The following is a 21631-nucleotide window of genomic DNA, read 5'->3' on the forward strand; positions in this document are numbered from 1 at the left end:
GTAGATGAGTAGACTACTCGGATGGACGGCTCAGGCACACCGCGACCTCTCCCCGCTGGCACCGGATCCGGTGCGAGTCTTCGATCCCGCTGGGCGAAGCCGATCACCTGGGTCGGGGCGGCCCTCGTGCTGCTGGTGGCGCTATTCGCGCGGGCCGAGGATCTCGACGGTGGCGTCATGTCCCCGGACGACGGCTGGTTCCTGCGCTCGGCGCGCTCCGAACAGCTCACGGGTGGAATCGATCCGGTCCAGTGGCTCCAGCAGGACAAGGAGTGGTTCAAGATCCTGGTCGAAGACTTCGGGCGCGCCGAGTTGCCGCTGACTTTTCAGCACAGCTACCTGCATCAGCTGGTCACGCGCTACTCCATCCGACTGGGTTGGATCGTGGGCTTCGGCCACGTGGCGGCCCTCCGGCTGGACCAGGCATTCTTCGGGGCGCTGACCGCGCTGCTCGTCTTCCTCTGGCTGCGGCGGATCGCGCCCGAGGAGCCCCTGATCGCCCTGGCCGGGGGCGCGCTCATGGCGGTGCAGATGGGGCACGTGGCCGTTTCCCGATCGGGGTGGGGACAGGCCGCGTGCACCTTCTTCCTGATCTGGATGATCACGATCGCCTGGAAGATGCACACCACCGCAGGCGAGCGCGACACGGGCAAGCTCGTCCGCGGCGCCCTCGGCATCGCGGCGACCTCGGTCGTGGCCTACGGCTTCCACGAAATGGCCACGGTCTACACCCTCGTGCTCGCGGTCATCGTGGTCCTGCAGTTCGCCAAGGCTCCCAACGGGACGGCGCGCTGGCCGTGGTTCTCGCGGCGCGTGCTTTTCGGGCTACTCGGGTGCGTGCCGGTCGGGGCGCTGACCCTGGTGCTTCTCTTCTACAGCGAGTACGCGCAGAACACCTGGTTCACGTCCCCCTACGCCAATCAGTTCACCTGGCTGGAGATCCGCACGCTCTCGGCCAAGTTCCTGTGGAAGAACGCGATTTTCGCGCAGAGCGGCTGGCCGGTGCTCGCCCTCGCGCCGATCGGACTGGTCGGCGCCTTCACGCGCGACATGCGCTGGCTCATCTGGCTCGTCCTGTGGGCGGTTCTCCCGACGCTACTGCTCTTCCTGAAGTTCGAGAATCCCTCGCTGGCGCGGATCTACCTGCCGGTCTTCGTGATCCTCGTGGTGCTCGCTGCGGAGGGGCTGGGCGTGCTCTGGGCGCTCGGTCGAAGCCGCGGCGGCAGAGCCGTGGCCGACGCCATCGCCATCGGGGCCATCGGCTGGTGCGCGGTCAGCACCTATGCGACCTTCATGGCGGGCCCTACCCACCCGCTCTTCGTCCGCGGCGTACACGGCGATCTCCCCGAAGGCGTCCACCCGCTCGGGACCTTCCAGCCGATCGCACGGGCGCTCCGAGAATTGGCCCCGACGGAGCCCGTGGCGATCGAATTCACCTACGGCCCGGCTTTCCGAGTGCTCGATATGGGTCTGCCCGCCGAGTTCGTGCCGCTTCTGCAGCGGATCGAGGACGGTAGGCCGCCGAAGCTCCTGATCGGACCGCGCAGAGAGGTGGAGCCCGCTCACCTGACTTCCCACGGTGGCCTGTATGAGCTACGCGCGGCCGACACCTACGACATGCTGGGCCTTTACGTCCTGGGAGACAAGCAATGAGCGCCGACCAGGACCCGGCGATGAGCCCCTGGGGACCTCGCGCGTCGGAGAAGCTGATCCTCGTCAACGAGGGCGACGAGGTGGTGGGTACGGCCACGCGGGCTGCCTGCCATGAAGGGGACGGTCTCCTGCATAGAGCGTTCTCTGTGTACCTGTTCGATGCGCTGGGCCGACTCATGATCCACCGCCGCCACGGTTCCAAGCCGCTCTGGCCCGGCTTCTGGTCGAACAGCTGCTGCAGCCATCCGCGCCACGGCGAAGACGTACTGGAAGCAGCGCGTCGGCGGACCAAGGAAGAGCTCGGTCTCGACGTCGAGCTGGTCCCGATCCACCGCTACGCCTACCGAGCCAGGTACGGCGACGTCGGGTCCGAGTACGAACTCGTGCACGTCTTCGTCGGACGCTGCGATCCGGAGGAGATCGATCCCGATCCCGAAGAGATCGCCGACCTGCGCCTCTTCGACGTCGAGGCGATGGACGAGGCCATCGGCGAGGAGTCGATCTTCACGCCGTGGTTCCGGATGGCGTGGCCGACCGTCAAGGAGCGCTGGGAGAAGGCGCTCGCCTGACCCTTCACACGTCGCGGCGGCGATAGGTCAGGACCAGAACGTCTCGGTAGGCCGGGACCGCGGGGTCGAGGGGTTCCACGGCGGTCACGCCGTGCCAGACCCGGGTGTCGTCGACGAGCGCGAGGTCCAGGGGATGGGTCAGGGTGAATTCACCGAGCTCCTCGCCCTCGGCATCGTGGATCGTCGTCGTCCCGCTCTGGATGTTGACCCGCCGCACGAGAGCGACGAGCACGAAGTCGACGCCGTCACGGTGAACGCCCTCAGGGGTAGGCTGGCCGTGCTCGCCGGGGCGCGCTTCGATCCGGAACTGATGCGCCTCGACGAGCCAATGCCCGACGTCAGGAGCCAGTGCCCCGAAAAGCCGCTGGCCGTAGCGAGCCAGGCACCCGAAGCTCTCCGTCGCGGCGGCGCTGGCCTCGACCGGAAGGAAGCTGCGATCGACCCCGCCGTTGAGCCGGTTGTACTCGAGGTCCTGGAAGTGGGGCGCGTCCGGGAGTCGGGTGAGCGCTCCCTCCCGGCCCGCCGTGAAGACGCCGTGCCGGCGCCGCCGATAGCGCCCGTGATCCGCCATGTGCTCGTCGATCCCGAGATCGTCCCAGCTCGCGGCGAAGGCCTCCCAGTCGGGAAAGTCCCCCGTGAGCTGCTGGAGAGCGTCGGCTCGCGAAAGAAACGCGAATCCTCGGTCCTGAAGCTCTCGCAGCGTTCCGCGGAGGCCGCCGCCCGGCGAGTGGTCTTCGAGGGGCTCGATGGCAGGAGGGTGGCGGGTCATGGCGTGAACATAGCCCACGCCGGGTGCGCCGGTGCTCTGTCCCCTACAAATGGCCCGCGCCAGGGTCGTTCAGGCTGAATCAACCCGCGGACTCCCGATGGATCTGGCGGTACTCACTGTCGCCGGAGTCGCCCTTGATGTCCCTGCGCAGATTCTTCATTTCTGCGGGCGAGAAGAGCATGACCTCGTTTCCGCACTCCGCGCAGTACGCGGCCGACGGAGATTGGAGGAAGCGCACGTAGCCGGCGCACTCGGGGCAGAACCTCTTGTCCTCGTCGAAGAAAGAAAGGGTCATGGCATCACCTCACCGTCAAGGCTCCGAAGAATCGAAATTACGGGGGCAGACCCGAAGTGAGTGCGCCTCCCGGTATCTAGATATCTCGACCCGCAGGGATTGGCGACGGTCTTGATCAGGATTTCTTTGACGCTTCTGAGGCAGCCGCGAGGCCGAGGCCACTCCCGGCGAGGTACCCGCTCGCGAACGCCCACTGAAGGTTGAAGCCGCCGCAGGGGCCGTCCAGGTCCAGGACCTCGCCGCAGAGGTAGAGTCCGGGCTGAAGCTTGCTCTCCAGGGTCTCCGGGCGCACGTCCTTGAGGCGCGCGCCGCCGCGGGTCACGAAGGCCCCGTCGTAGCCCGTATGGCCCGTGATCGTGAGGGGCGTCTTCACCAGCGTACGGATCAAGGTGTCCTTCGCCTCGCCCGGGAGCTTCTGAAGGAGCGTGGTCGGATCGACGTCGCTCAGCTCGCAGATCACCTCCGCCACCTCCAGCGGAAGCTCTTCCTCCAGCCACTCGATCACCGGACGCACTGGCGCCGTCCGCCACTCCTTGAAGAGCAGCTGCCAGTCCTCCTGGGTCCTGCCGCCGCAGAGATTCATCACGATCGGGACCTCGCCGTAGCGTTCGAGAAGCGGCGAGAGCTCCCGCGAGATGTCCAGCACGACCGGACCACGCAGCCCGCTCTTGGTGAAGATGAGGTCGCCGGTCCGCGCCACCTTCGCGTGCTTCTTCATGTCGACCTGAAGGTGCGCCTTGCCGATCGTGTGCGCGGTGCAGCGACCCGGCCAGTCCTCGGCCGTCACGACCGGCACGCCAGCGGGATGACGCGCGGTCACCTTGTGGCCGAAGCTCTCGGCGAAGGCGTAGCCACCGCCCGAGGCGCCCGACTTGGGCAGCGCGAGCCCGCCGGTGGCGATGACCAGCTGCCGCGCGCGGAACTCGCCCAAGGGGTAGCGGATGACGAAATGGCCCCCGTCCTCCGTGGACTCATGGACCGTCGACTGGACCTCACAGTTCGTCACCACCTCGACGGCGAGACGCTCGAGCTCCCCCATGAGGCCCGCGAGAACGGTCGCCGACTTGCGCGTCTCGGGCCACACCCGGAATCCATCCAGGACGACGGTCTGGACGCCGATGCCGTGGAAGAACTCGCGCAGCTTCGGGCCGCCAAGCTCGGCCAGCGCTGGCCCCATGAAACGCCCCTCGCGCCCGACGCGCTCCATGAACTGATCGGTGTCGAGCGTGTTCGAAAGATTGCAGCGCTGACCTCCCGACGCGAGCAGCTTTCGGCCGAGCGACGGCGACTTCTCCACCAGGATCGTGCGCCGCCCCAGACGGGCCGCACGGATGGCCGCGACCATGCCGGACGCGCCTCCGCCGATGATCAGGACGTCGGCTGCTGAATCTGGGGTGCCGGGCATTTCGCCCAAGACGATAGCAGATTCGGCTGTCGGGCCGCGCGGTGCGGATGCCTGAGGCTTCATGGGCCTTCACAGCCTCAGCAAGACTCCATTTTGCCCACCATTGGTCGTTTCTGGCGCATCCGCCAACGCGGATGAACTTCCAGCCTGAGCTCTACCTGCTCAGGCCCTCAGGGACAGAAGGTCACCGTCGTGGCGCTCGTGAAGTTCGAGCCCCCTGCGCCCCCGTCGCGGTACCAGGCCTGGAAAGTCACGGTGCTGCCAGGACCGACGACGGATCCCGTTCCGACCGCGAAAGGCGGAGCCGTCAGGTCGAGCGGAAACAGGGCCGCGCCGCCCCCGCTGGCGAACTGAACGCCCAGTCTCAAAAGACTCCCGCCCACGCAGAGCCTACCTCCCCCCACGGCCACGTCCGCCGTCTCCGGACCCACGAAGAGCAGCGCGGGCGTCTGCGGCGGAAGCGTTCCCAGACTGATCGAAACGAGGTTTTCCGAATAGGCCGTGGAGCCGTTGAACCGCAGCGTGCCCGCCTGACCCAGGGAGTTCGGCTCTCCGAGACAGGTCGTCGTCGCCACGCAGCCGCGCACCATGCGGAACACGGAACCGGAGCCGTGGTCGACCAGGAGAAGCTCCCCGTCGCCGTCCTCTCCGAAGGAAGAGGCGGTGATCGGCTGGGCGGTCGCGGGTCGAATCTCGACGCTGCGCTCCACGGTCTCGAAGCCGCTGGCCGTTCGCAGCGTCGTCCAGGTTCGGCGTGTGCAGAAGTCCGTGGAGACGTAGTGCCCCACGAGTTCAGGGATGGCCGACCCGCGGTAGACGTAGCCGCCGGTGATCGAGCAGCCCAGGCTGTGGTCGTAGGCGAAGGCGGGCACGCGGAAGCTCGGGTCCCCGCAGGCGGAGGTCCCGGGCGCGCAGCTACCACCGGCAGACCCGCCGACGACGTGACACGTCTCCCCCTCCATGACCGGCCAGCCGAAGTTGACCCCGAGTTCCCCCCCGGCCGCGAAGTTCACCTCTTCACGCGCCTCCTGACCGACGTCACCGATCCAAAGATCGCCGGTCAACCGGTCGAAGCTCCACTTCCACGGATGCCGAAACCCTAGCTGGGCGACCTCGGGCGCATGACCGGGAAGGCCCACGAAGGGATTGTCGGCCGGGATCGAATACGGTGCGCCGTGATCCACGTCGATGCGCAGGATCTTTCCGAGGAGCGACGCCGGATCCTGGGCTCGACAGTTGGGGTCGTGCTGAATCCCACCATCGCCCGCTCCGACCCACAGCATGCCGTCCGGGCCGAACGTCAGCGTGCCCCCGCCGTGACCGCGAACGTCCTCGGGAAAGCGAAGGATCTCGGCGAGGGACGCAGGATCGACCCGGTCAGGATCCGTGGCGTCGCGCGTCATCCGCGCCAGTACGAGGTCGAGCCCGGTCGCGCTTCCAGGCGCGTCGTACCAGAGGTACACGAATCCGTTCTGCTCGTAGTCGGGGTGAAACGCCGTCGCGCGTAGGCCGGCGAGGCCGGTCGCGGTCACCAGTCCCGAGACGTCGAGAAACGGAACAGGGTCGACCACGCCATCTCTAACGATATGAACACGACCGTCGATCGCCGTGGCGAACAGTCGGTCATCATCGGACCGTCCGGTGATGCCGACGATGCGCGCTTGACCGAGACCGGCGGAGGGGTCGACGATTCGCTCGAAGACGAGCGGCTGCTGGGGAGCCGGGAACGACGCAAGGAGTACCAAGGATGCGAGCATGGCGGTAAGCTGGGAAGCACTGCATGGGGGTTAGCGGGTCAGGTATCCTAGCGCTCGAAGGCCGCGTATGACCTCTTCCGCCACTCGCCTGTGCCCAAGAGCGTTCCAGTGCCCCACCGGCGGCCCATGGAAGAGTTCCTCCCCCGCGGCCATCGCCGCTTCGAACGTCGGTCGCAGGTCGATCACCTGCGTGCCCGCGCTCGCGAGAGCGGCCCGGACCTCGTCCGCGATCTCGGCGTCGATATCAGGCTCATGCACCAGAACCACGACCAAACCGACACGGCGGTCCCCCGCGAGTCTCTCCATCTCCGCGACCATCGCCAGGTAGAGAGCGACAGGATCAGGACACTCCTCCCGAACCTGGCTCGCCTCGCGACCCAGCTTGCGTGCGACGAGGGCCACGGCCTCACCCAGGTACGTGGCGGAGCGCAGGCGCACGAGGGGCCCGGCGTGAAGTGGAATCAAGCGCAGGGCACCTTCCTCCAGCACGTAGCGCGGCTTGGGCCAGCGATGGCGCACCGAGTGCTGGATGTCCAGAAGATCGTTTCCCAGGTAGCTCACGCATAGAACGACGTCCGGCCGGTAGTCGAACACCTCGTGCCGAAGCACCTCGAGTTCCTGGTCCGTTCCGAACCCGTTCATGCCGAAGTTGAGCACGTCGACCTTGGGGAGTTCGTCCTCGATCAGCTCGGTGAAGCGCTCGCCATCATCCGCTCCCACGCCGAACGTGAACGAGTCGCCGATGGCTGCGAGCCGCACGCTTCCCTCCTCACGCACAGGGCTTCGCTCACGATCTCGCCAGCCAGCGGCGTTCGTTCGCGCGGGCCGATCGCGCCCCCACATCGCGCCTTGCCTGGCCACGTTCGGATAGGCTCGCCATCCGTAGTCCCGATGGAGCCCGACTCCGCGTTCACTCCCTCGCACGACCATCACGGCGCGGAGCCCGCCTTCGATGAAAAGCGGGCTGGCGAGGAGGAGGACGAGCATCCAGGGCTTCCGACGGCGAGAACGAAGCATCGTGGGCGAGGATAGCGACACCGCCGGTGCTGCGCTGGTTCTCCTTCCGGGACTCCCTGCACGCTCTTCGGAGCCGTTGACTGAGCGGGACACAGGTAAATCCCCCGTCAGCGCGTACCGCTCTGCCCCATGCTGCACGCCGCTACCGGTAGCCTGGGCTGTCCGTGACGCTGGATCCCCCATCGTCCTCCTCTTCGATTTTCCATAGCCGCTGGACCCCATGCTTCGCCTCTTTCCACTGTTCACGGTCCTCTCGACCGTCTCGATAGCCGTCCCCGTAGCCAGCGCGCACTTCCTCGCGATCACGCAGGAGGAAGCCCCGGTCGCCCCGGAGGAGACGGTCTCGTCGAAGGAAGAAGCTTCACTGGACGTCTCGAAGCCGAAGACCTCCAAGGAAGAAGACTGGCAGGAATGGGAGCGCCTCGGCGGCGCCGTCTTTTCACCCGATGGCCGCTGGATCGCCTACACGATCGCGCGGAACGACGGCACGTCCGAACTCCGGCTCCGCGTCATCGCCGCCGACTCCACCGAGGTCCTGAAGGAAGGCGGCAACCCGACCTTCTCCGACGACGGCAAGTGGCTCGCTTACTCGATCGGGAAGTCCGACGACGAGACCGAGAAGCTCCGCAAGGCGAAGAAGCCCGTGGAGAACCAGATGGGACTCTTCGACCTCGTCCGCGGGGAGAAAGTCGAGATCGACGGCGTACGGAGCTTCGAGTTCTCGAGCGACGGCGCGTTCCTGGCCATGCGGCGCTACGCTCCCAAGGGCGATGAGAACGGAACCGACCTCGTGATCCGTGACCTGGCCACGGGCCTGGACACTCACTTCGGCCGCGTGACGAGCGACGCGTGGAGCGAGTCGGGGCCCTGGATCGCCCTCACCGTCGACGCCCCTGAGAAGCAGGGCAATGGACTGCGCGTCTACCACGCCGCCAGCGGCGTGCTGCGGACGCTCGACTCCGCCGAGGCCGAGTACGTCGGGATGAGCTGGCGCGAGGACAGCGCGGACCTGGCCGTGATGCGCAAGAAGAGCTACGAGGACGATGAAGACGCGACGTTCACCGTCCTCGCCTGGAAGGACGTGTCGAAGAAGAGCACCGAGCCCGCCGCGTTCTATCAGTTCAACGCCGAGGGATTTCCGGAGGACCTGCGCGTGACGGAACTGGCGGGCCTGCGCTGGTCCGACGACGGCGCGGCGCTCTACTTCGGCCTGAAGGAGTGGGACGAGAAGCCGGCCGAACTCGCCAAGGAGGCAGAGTCTTCCGAGAAGGCTGAGTCCCCCGAGAAGGAGGGGGCTGCGAAGGACGGGGAGAAGCCTGCAGAAGTAGAGACGGAGTCCAAGGCTGAATCGAAGGAGAAGAGCAAGAAGCGCGAGGCGCTGAGAGACTCCCTGGAGGACGCGCCAGGCGTCGAGGTCTGGCACGCGCGCGACATTCGCATCATCCCGCGCCAGAAGCTCATGGAGGGCCGCGATGAGCGGGAGACCTTGATGGCCGTCTGGTGGATCGAGGAGAACCGGCTCGTCCAGCTCGAGAACACGCACGTCGAGGACGTGGAGATCCTCGAAGGCGGCCTCCGGGCCCTCGGACGCGACGAGACTCCCCACGAAGAAGAGCAGCGCTTCGCCGCGACCCAGGCGGACATCTTCTCCGTCGACGTGAAAACAGGCGACCACACGCGCCTGCTGGAGCGCGTGAAGTTCACCATGACCGGCCACCCGAAAGGCCGCTACTTCCTGTACGTCAGGGACGGCCACATCTGGTCGCACGATCTGGACACGAGCGAGTCCGTCAACCTGACCGGAGGCGTCGACACGAACTTCATCGACCAGGAAGACTCGTCGCTCACGGACGAGAAAGACCCCTACGGCGTCTGCGGCTGGACGAAGGACGGGAAGCGCGTGCTCCTCTACGACCGCTACGACATCTGGTCCTTCCCGCTCAAGGGTGGCAAGCCCGATCGACTGACCAGCGGCGCGGAGAACCAGATCGTGGCGCGTCGCGCGCGCGTCGCGGCCGATCGCGACGACGACGAGTTCGTGAAGATGGACGAAGGCTTCTACGTCAGCCTCTACGGAGATCTCACGAAGAAGTCCGGCTACGGAATGATCCAGGGCGGCTCGCCCATGAAGCCGCTGATCTGGAAGGACGCGCAGGTCTCGCGCCTGATGCGGGCCGAAGACGCGCCCGTCTTCGCGTATCGGGTCGAGGACTTCGACGACTCCCCCGACCTCGTCGTCACAGGACCCAAGCTGGCCGACACCAAGGAGGTCTCGGCCACCAATGCGTTCGCCAGCCAGTTCGCCTGGGGCCACTCCGAGCTCGTCGACTACGAGAACGCGAACGGCGTGCCGCTCCAGGGTGCGCTCTTCTATCCAGCCGGCTACGACCCGTCGAAGACGTACCCGATGGTCGTCTACATCTACGAACTGCGGAGCCAGTCGCTGCACCAGTACGCTTCTCCATCGGAAACGAATCCGTACAGCACCGCCGTCTTCACCCAGAACGGCTACTTCGTGTTCCAGCCGGACATCGTCTATCGCGCCCAGAATCCGGGGCTGTCGGCGGTCGAGTGCGTCGTGCCGGCCGTCCAGAAAGTGCTGGAGAGCGGCAAGGTCGACCCGAAGCGCGTCGGGCTCTTCGGTCACTCGTGGGGCGCGTATCAAACCGCGTTCATCGTGACCCAGACCGACCTGTTCGCCGCCGGCATCGCGGGTGCACCGCTCACGAACATGATGAGCATGTCGATGAGCATCTACTGGAACTCCGGCGAGACCGACGCCAAGATCTTCCACGAGAGTCAGGGCCGCATGGACCGCCCTTTCTGGCGCGACGTCCAGACGTACATCGCGAACTCCCCCATCTTCTCGATCGAGAAACTGAACACGCCGCTGCTCGTGGCCTTCGGAGACAACGATGGCGCGGTGGACTGGCAGCAGGGGATCGAGATGTACAACGCGGCGCGACTGGCGCAGCGCCCGTACGTGATGCTGGTCTACCCGGGCGAGAACCACGGGCTGCGGGAGAAGCCGAACCAGGTGGACTACCACCATCGCGTGCGCGAGTGGTTCGACACCTACCTGAACGGCGCCGAGGCTCCGAAGTGGATCTCCGAGGGCATGCCCTGGCTGGAGCAGAAAGAGGCCCTCGAGAAGAAGGGCGACAAGGGCAAGGAGAAGGAGTAGCCGGTACGGCACCGGGCGAGCAGACTCGCGTATCCTGAGGGACATGCTCCCCATCGCGACCCTGCCCCTGCTGGCCCTGCTGCCCCTGCTGCTCACTACAGCGCTGTCGCCTGGCTCGACCCCCGCGGCGATCCAGGCGACGGCCCAGCGCGGCGCGCCCTCGTCCCAGACTCCTGACCGGAAGAACGTCGGCGCCTGGGCCGACTTCATCCGACCGAGCGCCGAGGAACTCAAGTTCGAGTCCATCGGCTGGCGCAATCAGTTCTGGCCGGCGGTCCTGGAAGCCAAGAAGCTCGGCCGACCCATCCTGCTCTGGACCATGAACGGCCATCCCCTCGGCTGCACATGAAACAACGGCGTCCGCGGACGCCAGCTGGTCTGGTCAGACCCCAAGATCAAGAAGCTCAGCGCCGAGTTCGTCACGGTCGCGGAGGAGGTCCACTTCATCTATCCCGAAGGCGAGTGGTCTCTCTCGCAGCTGAAGGACGATCCCGCGCACCTGTTCTTCAAGCGCTACGGCGAGTCCATGCCCGCGGGCGACTGGAACGACCCCGGCACGAAGCAAGGGATCTACATGATCGGTCCCGACGCCGAGTACCTCGAAGGGGCCCACGCCGCCAGCGGGAGCGCGGAACGCCTCGTCGAGCGACTGGAGCGTGCGCTGGAGCGCTGGGGGAAGCTCAAGGAAGAGAAGAAGTACGCGAACGAAAGCGTTCCCGCGGGTGAGGCCATCGCGCCGCCCGACGTGGACGCGGCGCCGCTGGCGCTGCGCATCTCCTTCCGTGATCTGCCGCGCGGCAAGGGCGATCGCTCGGGTCGACGCCGCACGAAGAAAGACCTCAAGGGACGCTCCTGGATGGCGTTCACCGAGTGGGCCTGGAACCAGAACTGGCTGACGATCGAGGAGCCAGCGCTGCTCGTCACCGACTCCAGGGACCCGGTAGCGGTGCCCGCAGCCGTCGCCGATGCGATCGTGCGCCGGGCCCTCGTCGACAACGTACGGGGCCAAAACCCCGCGTGGAGGCCGGAGGACGTCCAGGAAGCGACCTTGCAGATGCGCGCGGTCGACGTGACGCCGGAGACGATCGAAGTGGAGTACACCGGCGCGGCTCGGATGCAGGCTGGCGAGAAGCGCTACGCGCCCACTCTCTTCGGACGCGCGATCTGGGACCGGAAAGCCGAGGCGTTCCGCTCGCTCCAGATCGTCGCCATCGGCGAACGCGCGGGCGCTGCGACCTTCAATCAGCGCGGCGAGGACAAGGCGCCGTCGCCGATGGGCGTCCTCCTCGAACTCCATGGTTGTTCGAACGAATCGGGCGAGTAGTCCACCCTTTTGAGCTGGAAGATCCCCACGCATTGGCGGGATGCGCTCTCCTCGCATCCCGCCCCACGCCTGCGCGGCATCGGCCCGCGCCTGTCGGCGGTCGCGCTCGCCGTCCCGGAAGGCTCCGTCGCCATCGACATCGGGGCGGACCACGGGCTGTTGAGTCGTGCCTTGCTGCTCGCGGGCCGAGTGCGTTTCATCTACGCGACCGATGCCTCGGACGCAGCGCTGGAAGGCGCGAGGAAGGCCCTCGCCCGCGGCATCGAGGAGGGCCGCGCCGCCGTCCTCCACGGCGATGGCTTCGAGGGTACGCCGCCGGGCGAGATCGACTGCGCGATCCTCGCGGGCACCGGGTCCATCACAGCCCTGGAGATCGTCCGTCGCGGCCTCGCTTCCGGCCATCGTCCGCGCCGGATCGTCTTCCAGCCATCGGGCGGTGAGCACGACGTGCGCACCGAGATGCTGAACCTCGGCTACGGCCTCGTCGCCGAGCAGCTGGTCGCGGAAGGCCAGCGGCTCTTCATGGTGCTCGTCTTCGAGGACGGGACCGGCGTTCGCTCGCTGGACGGCGTGACCGATCGCTTCGTGGGCCCTTTCATCTCTTCCGCGGAAGGGGCGCTCTTGAGCGCGTGGCTCGACGGCCAGGCGAGCTGGCTCGGCGACCTGGTGGAACGGGCGACGGATCCTGCTGAGGCCGCCGAATGGCGCGAACGGCTCGCTTCGATCACCGAGCTGCGAGAACGCACCGGAACGATTCGATGAACAGGTTGGCCCCGTCGCGCCATTATCGGAATATGGGAGCCTCACACGCCCCTGCTCCCCCTGCCTCCACGCGCGCCATGACGTCTCTGCCTTGCCTGATTCCAGTCGCTCTCCAGGAGGGCACCGTCGAGGTCAACGGTTGGCTCCTCGCTGGCGGCGCCGCGGCGATCGTCGCGGTCTTCGTGGTCTGGCAGATGATCCAGAAGTCCCGCGCCGATCGCGCGCGAGAGGAGATCCTGGAGCAGGGCCCTGCCGTGATGGAGGAGGCTCGCTTCTGGGACCTCGTCCAGCAGGCCAAACGTCAGGCGTCAGGCGACATGCTGAAGCGCCCCTCCGAGCTGAACGGAATCCTGCGCGACGTGGAGCCGCTGGACGTGGCGGCGTTCCACGAACGCTACACGAAGGAGCTGGAGCGAGCCGACAAGCCCTCGCTGCGCGCGATCGCCGACGCCTTCATCAAGAACTGCACCGACTCGAACTTCGTGGCCTTCCGCGACTGGCTGATCTCCGAGGGCCGCGAGACCTTCGATCGGGTCGTCGCCGATCCGTCTTCGCTTCCGGCGCCGGTCGGAAAAGAGATCGTGACGCTGGAAGCCTTCGGCTACGTGGCGCCGCGGGTCTACAAGTCGAAGGCGGGCAAGCCGATCTCGCGCGCGATCGAGGATCAGATCGCCGCCGCTACCGGGGAATGAGCAACGGCCCCGGGGATCGTCGTTCGATCCGCGGGGCCGTTGTTTGACGTCAAGTCACGTGCGAGCCAAAAGCTACGAGCGGCTCGTCACCTCGAGCAGGTGGTAGCCGAACTGCGTCTTGACCGGGCCGTGGACCTCGCCGACGGCTTCGTTGAAGACGACGGTGTCGAACTCCTTCACCATCTGGCCGGGGCCGAACTCACCGAGTGCGCCGCCGTTCTTGCCGGAAGGACAGGTCGAGTGCTGCTTGGCGAGATCCTCGAAGCTGGCGCCCGAAGCGATCTGAGCTTTGAGTTCGAGGCACTTCTCTTCGGTCGGGACGAGGATGTGACGGGCGGTAGCGCGGGCCATGGTCTGATGCGGGGCTGGATTCCAGGGGACGGTTCAAGAAACGGGCCGAAATGGTAGCCGCGACGATCGGGCGCGTAAACCGCAAGACCCGAGTCGCCGATCCATGCCCCTCATGCGCCCCCTCCGGGCCCATGAGTGCCGGATGAGAACGGATGATCTATGCTGCGCCCATGCTCATCCCGTCGTGCCTGCGCCGGGCGCCCCTCGCGGGCACCCTCGTTCTCCTCACCGCCCTCGGCGGTGCACATGCCCAACATTCGGGCCGGATCGCAGCCGACCAGGTCCAGGAGATCGGCCGTAAGCGCGTCTACATGGGCCGGGAGATCGCCCAGACCATGCACTGGCGCGGGGCGGACTGGCTCATGCGCGAGACCCGTGAGAACGAAGAGAACGGCCAGCAGCTCCGCGCGTGGCTCGACGTCGGACGGGGCGCGTCCGTGGCGGATCTCGGCTGCGGCAACGGCTATCACACGATTCCGCTGGCGCGGGCGGTGGGCCCCGAGGGCCGCGTCTTCGCGGTGGACCTCCAGCCCGAGATGCTGAAGCTGCTCGATCGCCGCGTCGGTGAAGAGGCCGCGCGCCTCGGAACGCCCCTGAACGTGGCGCCGGTCGTCGCCACGATCGATAACCCCCATCTGCCCGCGGACTCCTGCGACTTCGTCCTGATGGTCGACGTCTACCACGAGCTCAGCCACCCGCGCCGCGTGCTCCAGGCGGTCCGCGAATCGCTCCGGGAAGAAGGCACCCTGGTGCTGGTGGAGTTCCGCACGGAGGACAAGAGCGTTCCGATCAAGCCGGAGCACAAGATGACGAAGGCCCAGATGATCGCCGAAATGGCGGCCAACGGCTTCGTTCTGGCAGCCGAGACGGACGAGCTGCCGTGGCAGCATGCGATGGCGTTCGCGCCGTTCCCGGAGCCCGAAGCACCCGCCGATGGTTCGTCCATGACCCCGCCGCCGCTCGGGGCCCAGGCGATGGCCGCCGGCTTCCTCGACGCGCTGCGCCGTGACGATCCGCGAATCGTCGCGCCGTTCCTGGACCGGGCGGTGATGATCGACGGCGGACTGCCGTGGGCCGGCAAGGACACCGCGGTCGAAATCGGCCGGTGGATGAAGGCTGAAAGCGCGCCGCTCGTTCCCGAGGGAACGAAAGCCGAGCTGACCCGCGTCGGAACCGGGCACGTCACGGGACGGCTCCTGCCGCCGGAGGGCCAGTCCGTCTTCGAGGACCGCGTCCTCATCGAGCTCAACCGCGATGAGAACGGCCTCTGGCTCGTCGACGCATGGCACGCGGCGCCGTGACGACGCTGCACTGGTCCGAGGTTCCGGCGAGACTCCCTGGATGGCTCGGACCGTGCGCGCTCGAGTTCGACCCCAAGCGCGCCGCGTTCATCGGAAAGGACGCGTCGACGGGAGAGCGGATCACGTTCACGCCCCCGCGCGTGGTGCCGCTGCCGGACGCCCTCATGGACCAGGTGGAAGACGACTCCGCCGCGGCCTTCGCGCGCCGCGCACGCCGGAGATCCAGCAGCGACGCCGGAGCCAGCGGCGACCTCGAGACGTACCTGCGCGCCTATCCCCAGGAACTGCCCGATCAGTGCATGATCCTCGCCCAGGCGGGCGCGGTCGCGCTGGCCATGTTCCGGGGCGGCGAGCCCGTCGCGACCAAGGCCTTCAAGCGCTACGTGGTTCGGGGAAGCGGGCGAGCGCAGCCCACCTACCTGGCGTCCAAGGGCAAGTCCCGCTACGGGTCGCGCCTGCGTCTCCAGAATGCGCGCCTGCTCATCGAAGAGACCAATGAGAAGCTGACCGCGCTCTGGAAAGAACACGGCGCCCCCGACCAGATCCTGGTGGGCGCGCCGCCGCGGCTCTGGGCCGATCTGTTCCTCGCACCGAATCCCCCGCCGTTCACGAAGGACACTCCCATCACGAGGGTGCCACTCGACGTCGATGTGCCGACGACGACCGTGCTGCTCAGGACCTACAAGTCGCTGCTCTACGGACGCCTGGAGCGCGATTCGGATCAGTGATTCGGATCAGTGATTCGGATCAGTGATGATGGCCGCCAGGGCCATGTACGTGACCGTGCTCCTTCTCTTCGGCGGTGGCAGCGCGAACTTCGACGACCTCGATCGAGAAGTTGAGTTCCTGGCCCGCGAGCGGGTGGTTGAAGTCCACCGTCACGGTCTCGTCCGAGACCTCCTTGATCGTGCCCATGATCGGGCGCTGCTGCTCGTCGGTGGCCTGGAACTGGATCCCTGCCTCGAGCTGCGCGTCCGGCGGGAACATCGTCCGCGGCACGGTCTGAACCGCCTCGTCGTGCCGAGGGCCGTAGCCCTCCTCCGGCGTCACCTTGACGTCGAACTTCTGCCCCTCGGCCTTGCCGGACATGGCCGACTCCAGGCCGGGAACGATGTTCCCTGAGCCGTGGAGGTACGCGAGGGGCTCGGAGCCCTCGGAGCTATCGACCACCTGGCCATCGCCGAGGACCAGCTTGTAGTGCATCGTGACGACGGATCCGTCGGCGATGGTGTTTGCTTGAGTCATGTCGAAGAGACTAAGCCGACCCGGCACCCTTCTGGGACCCCGCTAGCGGAATTAATGGCGGCGGCGCGGCCCGATCGAGGCCGTGCCGCGCCGATTCTCTGGCTATCGAGCCAGGCGAGAAGTGCCCATTTCGGGCTCCTCAGCGGCCTCTTGCGAGGGTTTCGGGAACCAGCGACCGTCGATTCGCTCCATCTCGAACGGCATCGACTGGGGCTCCGCTCCGAAGAGGCTGAACGTCATTTCCATGCGCGCGTGATCACCCTCCGTGGAGACCATCTTCACGCTCATGGATTCGAGGGTCTTCTGCGGCGAAAGGTCGTAGACGCCGAGGATATCGATCAGGCCCGCGTACGCGATATCCACGCGCCCGAGCATGTCCTCGAAGCTCAGGGCCTTGATCTCCGAAGCGGTCTCGACGTCGAGCGCGCGGGCTGCCTTCACGAAGACGCCGATCGCCTCGCGGGCTTTGTCCTCGTCCGTGATATCGAGCTTGGCCAGCTTCGCCGAGAGCTGGCCGATCATCGCGCCCGTCTCGGCCGGAACGTCCGCGTTCTCCAGCGCACCAGCCGCCATCATGGGCAGCATCATCGTGACTCCCTGCAGCTGCTCCTGCGCGTCCTTGAGGTACGGCTTGACCATGAGGAAGAGCATCTCCTCCGACCCTTCCGCGGTGGCCATGCCCATGAAGGCCTGGAACTCCTTGTCCTCGTCGGGGCTCACCGGCTCCGACTGCGCCTTCTTCCAACCGTCGCGCATTTTGGCGAGTTCGGCCTGGGGCACCACCGACTGCAGGAAGGCGCTGATCTTCTTCTCCTTCAGCGAGCGCAGGGCCACCGTCATGGCGCTGTCCGGCGTCGTGAAGACGTCCGCGCTGGAGATGCCTGGGTCGATCCCGACCATCTGGCTCGGGGACGCCATGGCGCTGGCTCCGACGTCACACCCATCCTCGCAAGAACAAGCCGCGAGGAAGAAGCCGCTCGAGAGAGCGGCGGCGTACATCAACTTGGAAAGGTAGCTAGGCGTCGTCACTTGGGAGCTCTGGGGTGGCGCGACAGCGGAGCGAGACACCCATCTCCGTCACGTGACGGAGCATGGCTCACCCCCGGTTGCTGCGGCTGGCTGGGGAGGTGATCGACACCGCGTCCCCCGCCGCTGGACGGAAGTTTCTGAAGTGCGTCCCGGCGCGTCCCGGCCTGACCCACCGTGCCCCAGACCAGCACGGGGACTTCCCCCATCACCCGCCGGGCGAACCGCGGAATCGTCGAACCGCCGCGGGCCGAACTCGCTCCCCACACGAGCAAGTGGAGTCCGTATCGCCTACGAGGCACCGCCGGATCGCCGGATGCCCCGCGGCGCCTCCCCGGAGCGGCTATGCTGCTCGCCCGCTCGCCCCACCGGGCGCGCTTACACCGCCTGAATCCCATGGGAATACACACGTTTCACGCCGCGCTCGTAGGCGCGTCCCTTTACGCAAGCTGCACGCTGGCCCTGGCGACCCAGGACAGCGCGGTCGCTGTCTCCGGGGCCGCCACGGGCGCATCCGGACTCGACACGGCTGCCGCCCACATGACGAGCGGAGAGCACCCCGATCTACTCGCCGACGCTCGCGAGCATCTCCAGGACGCCATGTCACGGTGGTCCTCCGGTGATGAGGTGGACGAAGCGGAGGTCGCCTCCCTGGAAGCCGAGCTAGCGTTCGCCCAGCTCATCGGGCCGCGCGCGTACCTCTGGCGAGCGGCGCTCGCGGACCTGGACTTCTCCGTAACAGCGCCCACCCTCGACGCAGCCATGGCGTGGCTCCGAGAGGACGTGGGACAGCTTGCACCGCTCTCCGCGTGGCAGTTCGTCGGGCCCTTCGACAACGAGCGCGGCCGCGGCATGAACCGCCCCACGCCCGCCGAAGAGGCGCCCTACGGGGGCCCCTACCCGGGCAAGGTTCGCAACGTCGACTGGCGCCTGGCCCCCGCGCCCGGCAGCGACGGCGTGATCTTCCTGGGAGAGCTGATCGATCCGTCCGCGCAGAGCTGTCTCATCGCGCGCACCTGGGTCCGAAGCGACGAGGAGCGCGGCGCCGTACTGCTTATCGGCGCGACCGAGGAACTGCGCGTCTGGTGGAATGGCCAGCCCGTCTACGAGGCCCTCGGCCTCCACGACTTCGGCCCCGACGGCCACTCGATCGGAGTGCGGCTGCAGAGCGGCTGGAACGAGATCACCCTGAAGGTGGGCGGCCAGGACGCCGACCCGGCCTTCGCCGCCCGACTGGTCGACCCGGCGACGGGCGCCCCGCTCAGGCTCGAATCGGCGGCGACGAAGCCGAAGGGCGCCGCCGAGCGGGAGCTGGTCGATCCGGGCCGAAGCCTCCGCAAGGGCGCGGGCATTCCGGCCCCTGGCGGCCGCGCCTACTTCGCGCGACAGGTCGACGCGACCTCCGTCCTCGAACGAAGCGCCCTCGCCGCTCGTGCGAAGGCCACGCCGCGCAAGGAACGTCCGGGCTACCAGGACGCCAAGGCCGCGCACATCGCGGAGCCCGAGCGCCTGAGCGCCGCCATGATGGTGCTCCAGACGATCCGCGTCGCCGGCGCTCTCGACGTCGAGGAGGACATCAACCCGTGGCTCGACGTGCTCAACGAGACCATCGAGCGCCACGGGCCGAAGGCGCAGCTGATGGCCTGGTACGCCTCGTTCACCGCGGAGTCCCAGGACCTCGGCGAGCGCGCGCTCGAGCTGGTGGAAGAAGCCCTCGCCGCCGACCCGAACTCGTTCCTCGCGCGCCTCGGCCAGGTGCGCTACCTGTACGAGAACGGCCAGGTCGCGCTCGCCCAGCGCGCCGCTCGTGCCATCGCCGCGGACCCCACGATGGCTCGCTGGCCCGATCAGGCGCTCGGCCTCTCCGCCTACCTTCCCTGGACCGATCCCGAGCGCCTGGAGCTCGTTCAGCTCGCCGCCCATGCGGGTGACGTCCAGGCACGGCGTGTCCTGCGCGAGCAAGATTCGCTGAAGGCGGGGCGGCGCGACGTGGAGGCGTTCCTCACCGGCTTCCGCGAGGAGCTCACGAAGAACCCCTACGACATCGACCATCGCATCTGGGCGGCGCGCAGGCTCATGGCGATCGGCTCGACCGAGGACGCCCTGAAGCTCTTCGACGACGCGCTCGAGCTCTGCCCCGAGTCGGCATCGCTCCACTCCTGGCGCTCGCGCGCGCTCCTGGCGCTCGGCGACACGGCGGGTGCGCTCGAGGCGATCACGAAGTCGTGCGAGTACGACCCGTCGAAGGCGGATGAACAGCGCCTCCTCGAATTCCTGAGCACCCGCCCGGGCGTCGAGGGCGCCGAGGCGCTCGCCGAAGCCAGCGAGGGCGCGGGCGCCCCGCTTCAGGTGCGCTACGCGGAGCCCCTCGAAGCGATCATCGCGCGCCACCCCGCCGCCGAGTCGGTGGACTCGGCGGACTCGAGCAGCACCGACGCAGTCGACGCGCCGCGCGAGGTTCTCTTGCACCGTCAGGTCGTCGAGGTCGGCGCCGACGGCAAGGCGCGGCGCTACTTCCGCACGGTCCAGCGGGTGCTGTCCGAAGCAGGCGTTCGCCAGCTCGATCGCCGCAACTTCCGCGCCTACCCCGGCGCCGAGGACCAGCGGATCTTGAGCGTTCGCGTGCTCCATCCGGACGGGACGATCGACGAGGGACAGACGGGCCGCGGGCCGCGTCTCTCCATCGACCTGCCGCCCCTCGACGTCGGCGATGTCGTCGACATCGAGTGGCGCCGCGACGACATCCAGACCTCGATCTTCGGCAACTACTTCGGACTGGACGCGGCGTTCGTGCCCGAGCCGCAGCTGCCGACCCTGGAGGCGGACATCACGGTCCTGGAGTCGCCGGAGCTGAAGCTGTACTACCACCTCGCCGCTGGTTCCAGTGACGCGATGGTGGTCGGCTCGCACAACACCTTTGCCGACGGCAGCGTCGAGACGACCTGGGCGGTTCGGGACATCATGCCGCGCCGGACCGAGGCGCTCGAGCCACCTGCGGCCGAGAGCATTCCGCGCATTCAGGCGAGCACCTACGAGAGCTGGGAGAGCTTCGGCCGGTGGTGGTGGAGCCTCATCCGCGAGGAGATCGCCACGAGCCCCGAGATGGTGGCGAAGGTGGAGGAACTCACCGGCGACAAGGAGACGCGCGAGGAGAAGCTGCGCGCGATCTACGACTTCGTCGTGACCGACATTCGCTACAACGCGTGGGAGTTCGGCGTGCATGGCTATCAGCCCTACAGCGCGCCCGTGATCTTCAGCCGCCGCTTCGGCGACTGCAAGGACAAGGCGATCCTGATGCGCGCGATGCTGAGCGAGGTCGGGATCGAGGCGTGGCCGGTGCTGATCCAGTCGGAGGGCCGCCGCCACGAGGAGGACCACGAGCTTCCGCTCGTGGCGCACTTCAACCACTGCATCGCCTACATCCCCGAGCAGGAAGGCATCCCCGAGCAGTTCCTCGACGGGACGGCGCGACTGCATCCCCTGGAAGTACTGCCCGACTCCGACCGCGGCGCGAAGGTGCTGACGGTCCGCAGCGATGGGGCGGAACAGATGCGAATCGCTTTCCCCGAAGTCCCTCAGAACGAGAAGGTCGAGACGATCACGATCGATCTCGCGATCGAGGGCTCACCGATGGCGACGTTCGTGCAGCAGCCGAAGGGCCGCTGGGATCCGCAGCTTCGCTACCGCTTCTCGACGGACGACACGCAGCAGTCGGAAGCCGCCGAGAGCACGATGACCCAGTACTTCGGTGCGATCCAGGGTGACGTGACGGCCGAGCATCCTGACTACGAGGACCTGACGAAGCCGCTGACGCTGACGCTCAGCGCCCAGCTGGAGCGCGTCGGACGCATGGCGGACAACACGTGGGAGCTACCGACCAGCTTCGCTCCGTACCGGCTGGTGCAAGGGATCGCTTCGGAGAGCGAGCGCACGACCGACGTGCTGCTCGACGTACCGTGGGCGGTCGATCGGACGCTGAACTACGACCTGCCCATCGGGGGCGAGGTCAAGCGGGTCCCTGACGACGTCGTGATCGACACGCCGGACCTCGGGTACGTGCGCAAGGTCTCCCTCGGGGTCAACGGTTTCGACGTCAACTTCGACGCCCGCAATGCGGTCAACGACCCTCCGCTCAGGATCATCATCCACGAGCGCCTCGAGCTCCGCACTCACCGCGTTCCCCTGGAACGCTACACCGAGTTCCGTGAAGCCGCGCGCCAGGTCGACGCGGCCCAGCGCCAGAACGTCGCCGTGGAGGTGTCCAGGTGATTCGCTCTTCCT

The 21631-nt window shown here is 67.3% G+C and carries 18 protein-coding genes; 10 read left to right on the forward strand and 8 right to left on the reverse strand.

The window, feature by feature from the left end; translation table 11 throughout:
- The first annotated feature begins 21 nt into the window (after window positions 1–21).
- Together Poly30_RS24255 and idi are read left to right on the forward strand one after the other, a co-directional pair.
- Window positions 22–1653: a hypothetical protein gene (locus tag Poly30_RS24255; RefSeq protein WP_145203697.1), complete on the forward strand. Its 1632-nt coding sequence runs from the start codon at window positions 22–24 to the stop codon at window positions 1651–1653.
- Between the two features lie 20 nt (window positions 1654–1673).
- Window positions 1674–2222 (forward strand): isopentenyl-diphosphate Delta-isomerase, encoded by a 549-nt coding sequence (gene idi / locus Poly30_RS24260; RefSeq protein WP_419190608.1) that lies wholly within the window; start codon window positions 1674–1676, stop codon window positions 2220–2222.
- A gap of 4 nt (window positions 2223–2226) precedes the next feature.
- Here idi and Poly30_RS24265 read toward each other — a convergent pair whose 3' ends face one another.
- The 5 genes from Poly30_RS24265 to Poly30_RS24285 form a co-directional block, all read right to left on the reverse strand.
- The gene (locus Poly30_RS24265; protein ID WP_145203703.1) at window positions 2227–2991 is read right to left on the reverse strand and encodes a 2OG-Fe dioxygenase family protein; all 765 of its coding nucleotides are present in this window, start codon (window positions 2989–2991) and stop codon (window positions 2227–2229) included.
- Between the two features lie 79 nt (window positions 2992–3070).
- On the reverse strand, window positions 3071–3286 hold the full coding sequence (locus tag Poly30_RS24270; protein WP_145203706.1) for a hypothetical protein: 216 nt from the start codon (window positions 3284–3286) through the stop codon (window positions 3071–3073).
- Between the two features lie 115 nt (window positions 3287–3401).
- On the reverse strand, window positions 3402–4754 hold the full coding sequence (locus Poly30_RS24275; protein WP_145203709.1) for a BaiN/RdsA family NAD(P)/FAD-dependent oxidoreductase: 1353 nt from the start codon (window positions 4752–4754) through the stop codon (window positions 3402–3404).
- Window positions 4755–4861: 107 nt separating this feature from the next.
- A complete protein-coding gene (locus Poly30_RS24280) occupies window positions 4862–6448 on the reverse strand; it encodes a PQQ-dependent sugar dehydrogenase (RefSeq protein ID WP_145203712.1) in 1587 nt (528 codons plus the stop codon).
- 30 nt (window positions 6449–6478) lie between these two features.
- On the reverse strand, window positions 6479–7435 hold the full coding sequence (locus Poly30_RS24285) for an SGNH/GDSL hydrolase family protein (protein ID WP_419190609.1): 957 nt from the start codon (window positions 7433–7435) through the stop codon (window positions 6479–6481).
- Window positions 7436–7685: 250 nt separating this feature from the next.
- Between Poly30_RS24285 and Poly30_RS24290 the strand changes: the two genes are divergently transcribed.
- The 5 genes from Poly30_RS24290 (at window position 7686) to Poly30_RS24310 (ending at window position 13427) form a co-directional block, all read left to right on the forward strand.
- A complete protein-coding gene (locus Poly30_RS24290; RefSeq protein ID WP_145203718.1) occupies window positions 7686–10649 on the forward strand; it encodes a S9 family peptidase in 2964 nt (987 codons plus the stop codon).
- Window positions 10650–10692: 43 nt separating this feature from the next.
- A complete protein-coding gene (locus tag Poly30_RS24295; protein ID WP_145203721.1) occupies window positions 10693–10998 on the forward strand; it encodes a hypothetical protein in 306 nt (101 codons plus the stop codon).
- Window positions 10999–11175: 177 nt separating this feature from the next.
- The gene (locus tag Poly30_RS24300) at window positions 11176–11973 is read left to right on the forward strand and encodes a hypothetical protein (RefSeq protein ID WP_145203724.1); all 798 of its coding nucleotides are present in this window, start codon (window positions 11176–11178) and stop codon (window positions 11971–11973) included.
- A 9-nt stretch (window positions 11974–11982) separates the two neighbouring features.
- Complete coding sequence (locus Poly30_RS24305) at window positions 11983–12735, forward strand: tRNA (adenine(22)-N(1))-methyltransferase (protein WP_145203727.1); 753 nt, start codon at window positions 11983–11985, stop codon at window positions 12733–12735.
- A 77-nt stretch (window positions 12736–12812) separates the two neighbouring features.
- On the forward strand, window positions 12813–13427 hold the full coding sequence (locus Poly30_RS24310; protein ID WP_419190610.1) for a DUF4240 domain-containing protein: 615 nt from the start codon (window positions 12813–12815) through the stop codon (window positions 13425–13427).
- A gap of 72 nt (window positions 13428–13499) precedes the next feature.
- Here Poly30_RS24310 and Poly30_RS24315 read toward each other — a convergent pair whose 3' ends face one another.
- Window positions 13500–13778: a peptidylprolyl isomerase gene (locus tag Poly30_RS24315; RefSeq protein ID WP_145203733.1), complete on the reverse strand. Its 279-nt coding sequence runs from the start codon at window positions 13776–13778 to the stop codon at window positions 13500–13502.
- A 170-nt stretch (window positions 13779–13948) separates the two neighbouring features.
- Between Poly30_RS24315 and Poly30_RS24320 the strand changes: the two genes are divergently transcribed.
- Both Poly30_RS24320 and Poly30_RS24325 read left to right on the forward strand, forming a co-directional pair.
- On the forward strand, window positions 13949–15079 hold the full coding sequence (locus Poly30_RS24320) for a class I SAM-dependent methyltransferase (protein WP_419190611.1): 1131 nt from the start codon (window positions 13949–13951) through the stop codon (window positions 15077–15079).
- Window positions 15061–15807 (forward strand): hypothetical protein, encoded by a 747-nt coding sequence (locus Poly30_RS24325; protein ID WP_145203737.1) that lies wholly within the window; start codon window positions 15061–15063, stop codon window positions 15805–15807. The genes Poly30_RS24320 and Poly30_RS24325 overlap by 19 nt, the downstream gene beginning before the upstream one ends.
- Before the next feature lie 19 nt (window positions 15808–15826).
- Here the strand turns inward: Poly30_RS24325 and Poly30_RS24330 are convergent, their stop codons facing one another.
- Both Poly30_RS24330 and Poly30_RS24335 read right to left on the reverse strand, forming a co-directional pair.
- Complete coding sequence (locus tag Poly30_RS24330) at window positions 15827–16324, reverse strand: FKBP-type peptidyl-prolyl cis-trans isomerase (RefSeq protein WP_145203739.1); 498 nt, start codon at window positions 16322–16324, stop codon at window positions 15827–15829.
- A 102-nt stretch (window positions 16325–16426) separates the two neighbouring features.
- Window positions 16427–17326 carry a hypothetical protein gene (locus Poly30_RS24335; protein WP_145203742.1) on the reverse strand — a complete coding sequence of 300 codons (900 nt, stop codon included), beginning with the start codon at window positions 17324–17326 and terminating at the stop codon, window positions 16427–16429.
- 420 nt (window positions 17327–17746) lie between these two features.
- Between Poly30_RS24335 and Poly30_RS24340 the strand changes: the two genes are divergently transcribed.
- Complete coding sequence (locus Poly30_RS24340; RefSeq protein WP_419190612.1) at window positions 17747–21619, forward strand: DUF3857 domain-containing protein; 3873 nt, start codon at window positions 17747–17749, stop codon at window positions 21617–21619.
- Window positions 21620–21631 lie beyond the last annotated feature (12 nt).

Origin of the sequence: Saltatorellus ferox, from assembly GCA_007751475.1 — a bacterium.
Lineage (GTDB): Bacteria > Planctomycetota > UBA1135 > UBA1135.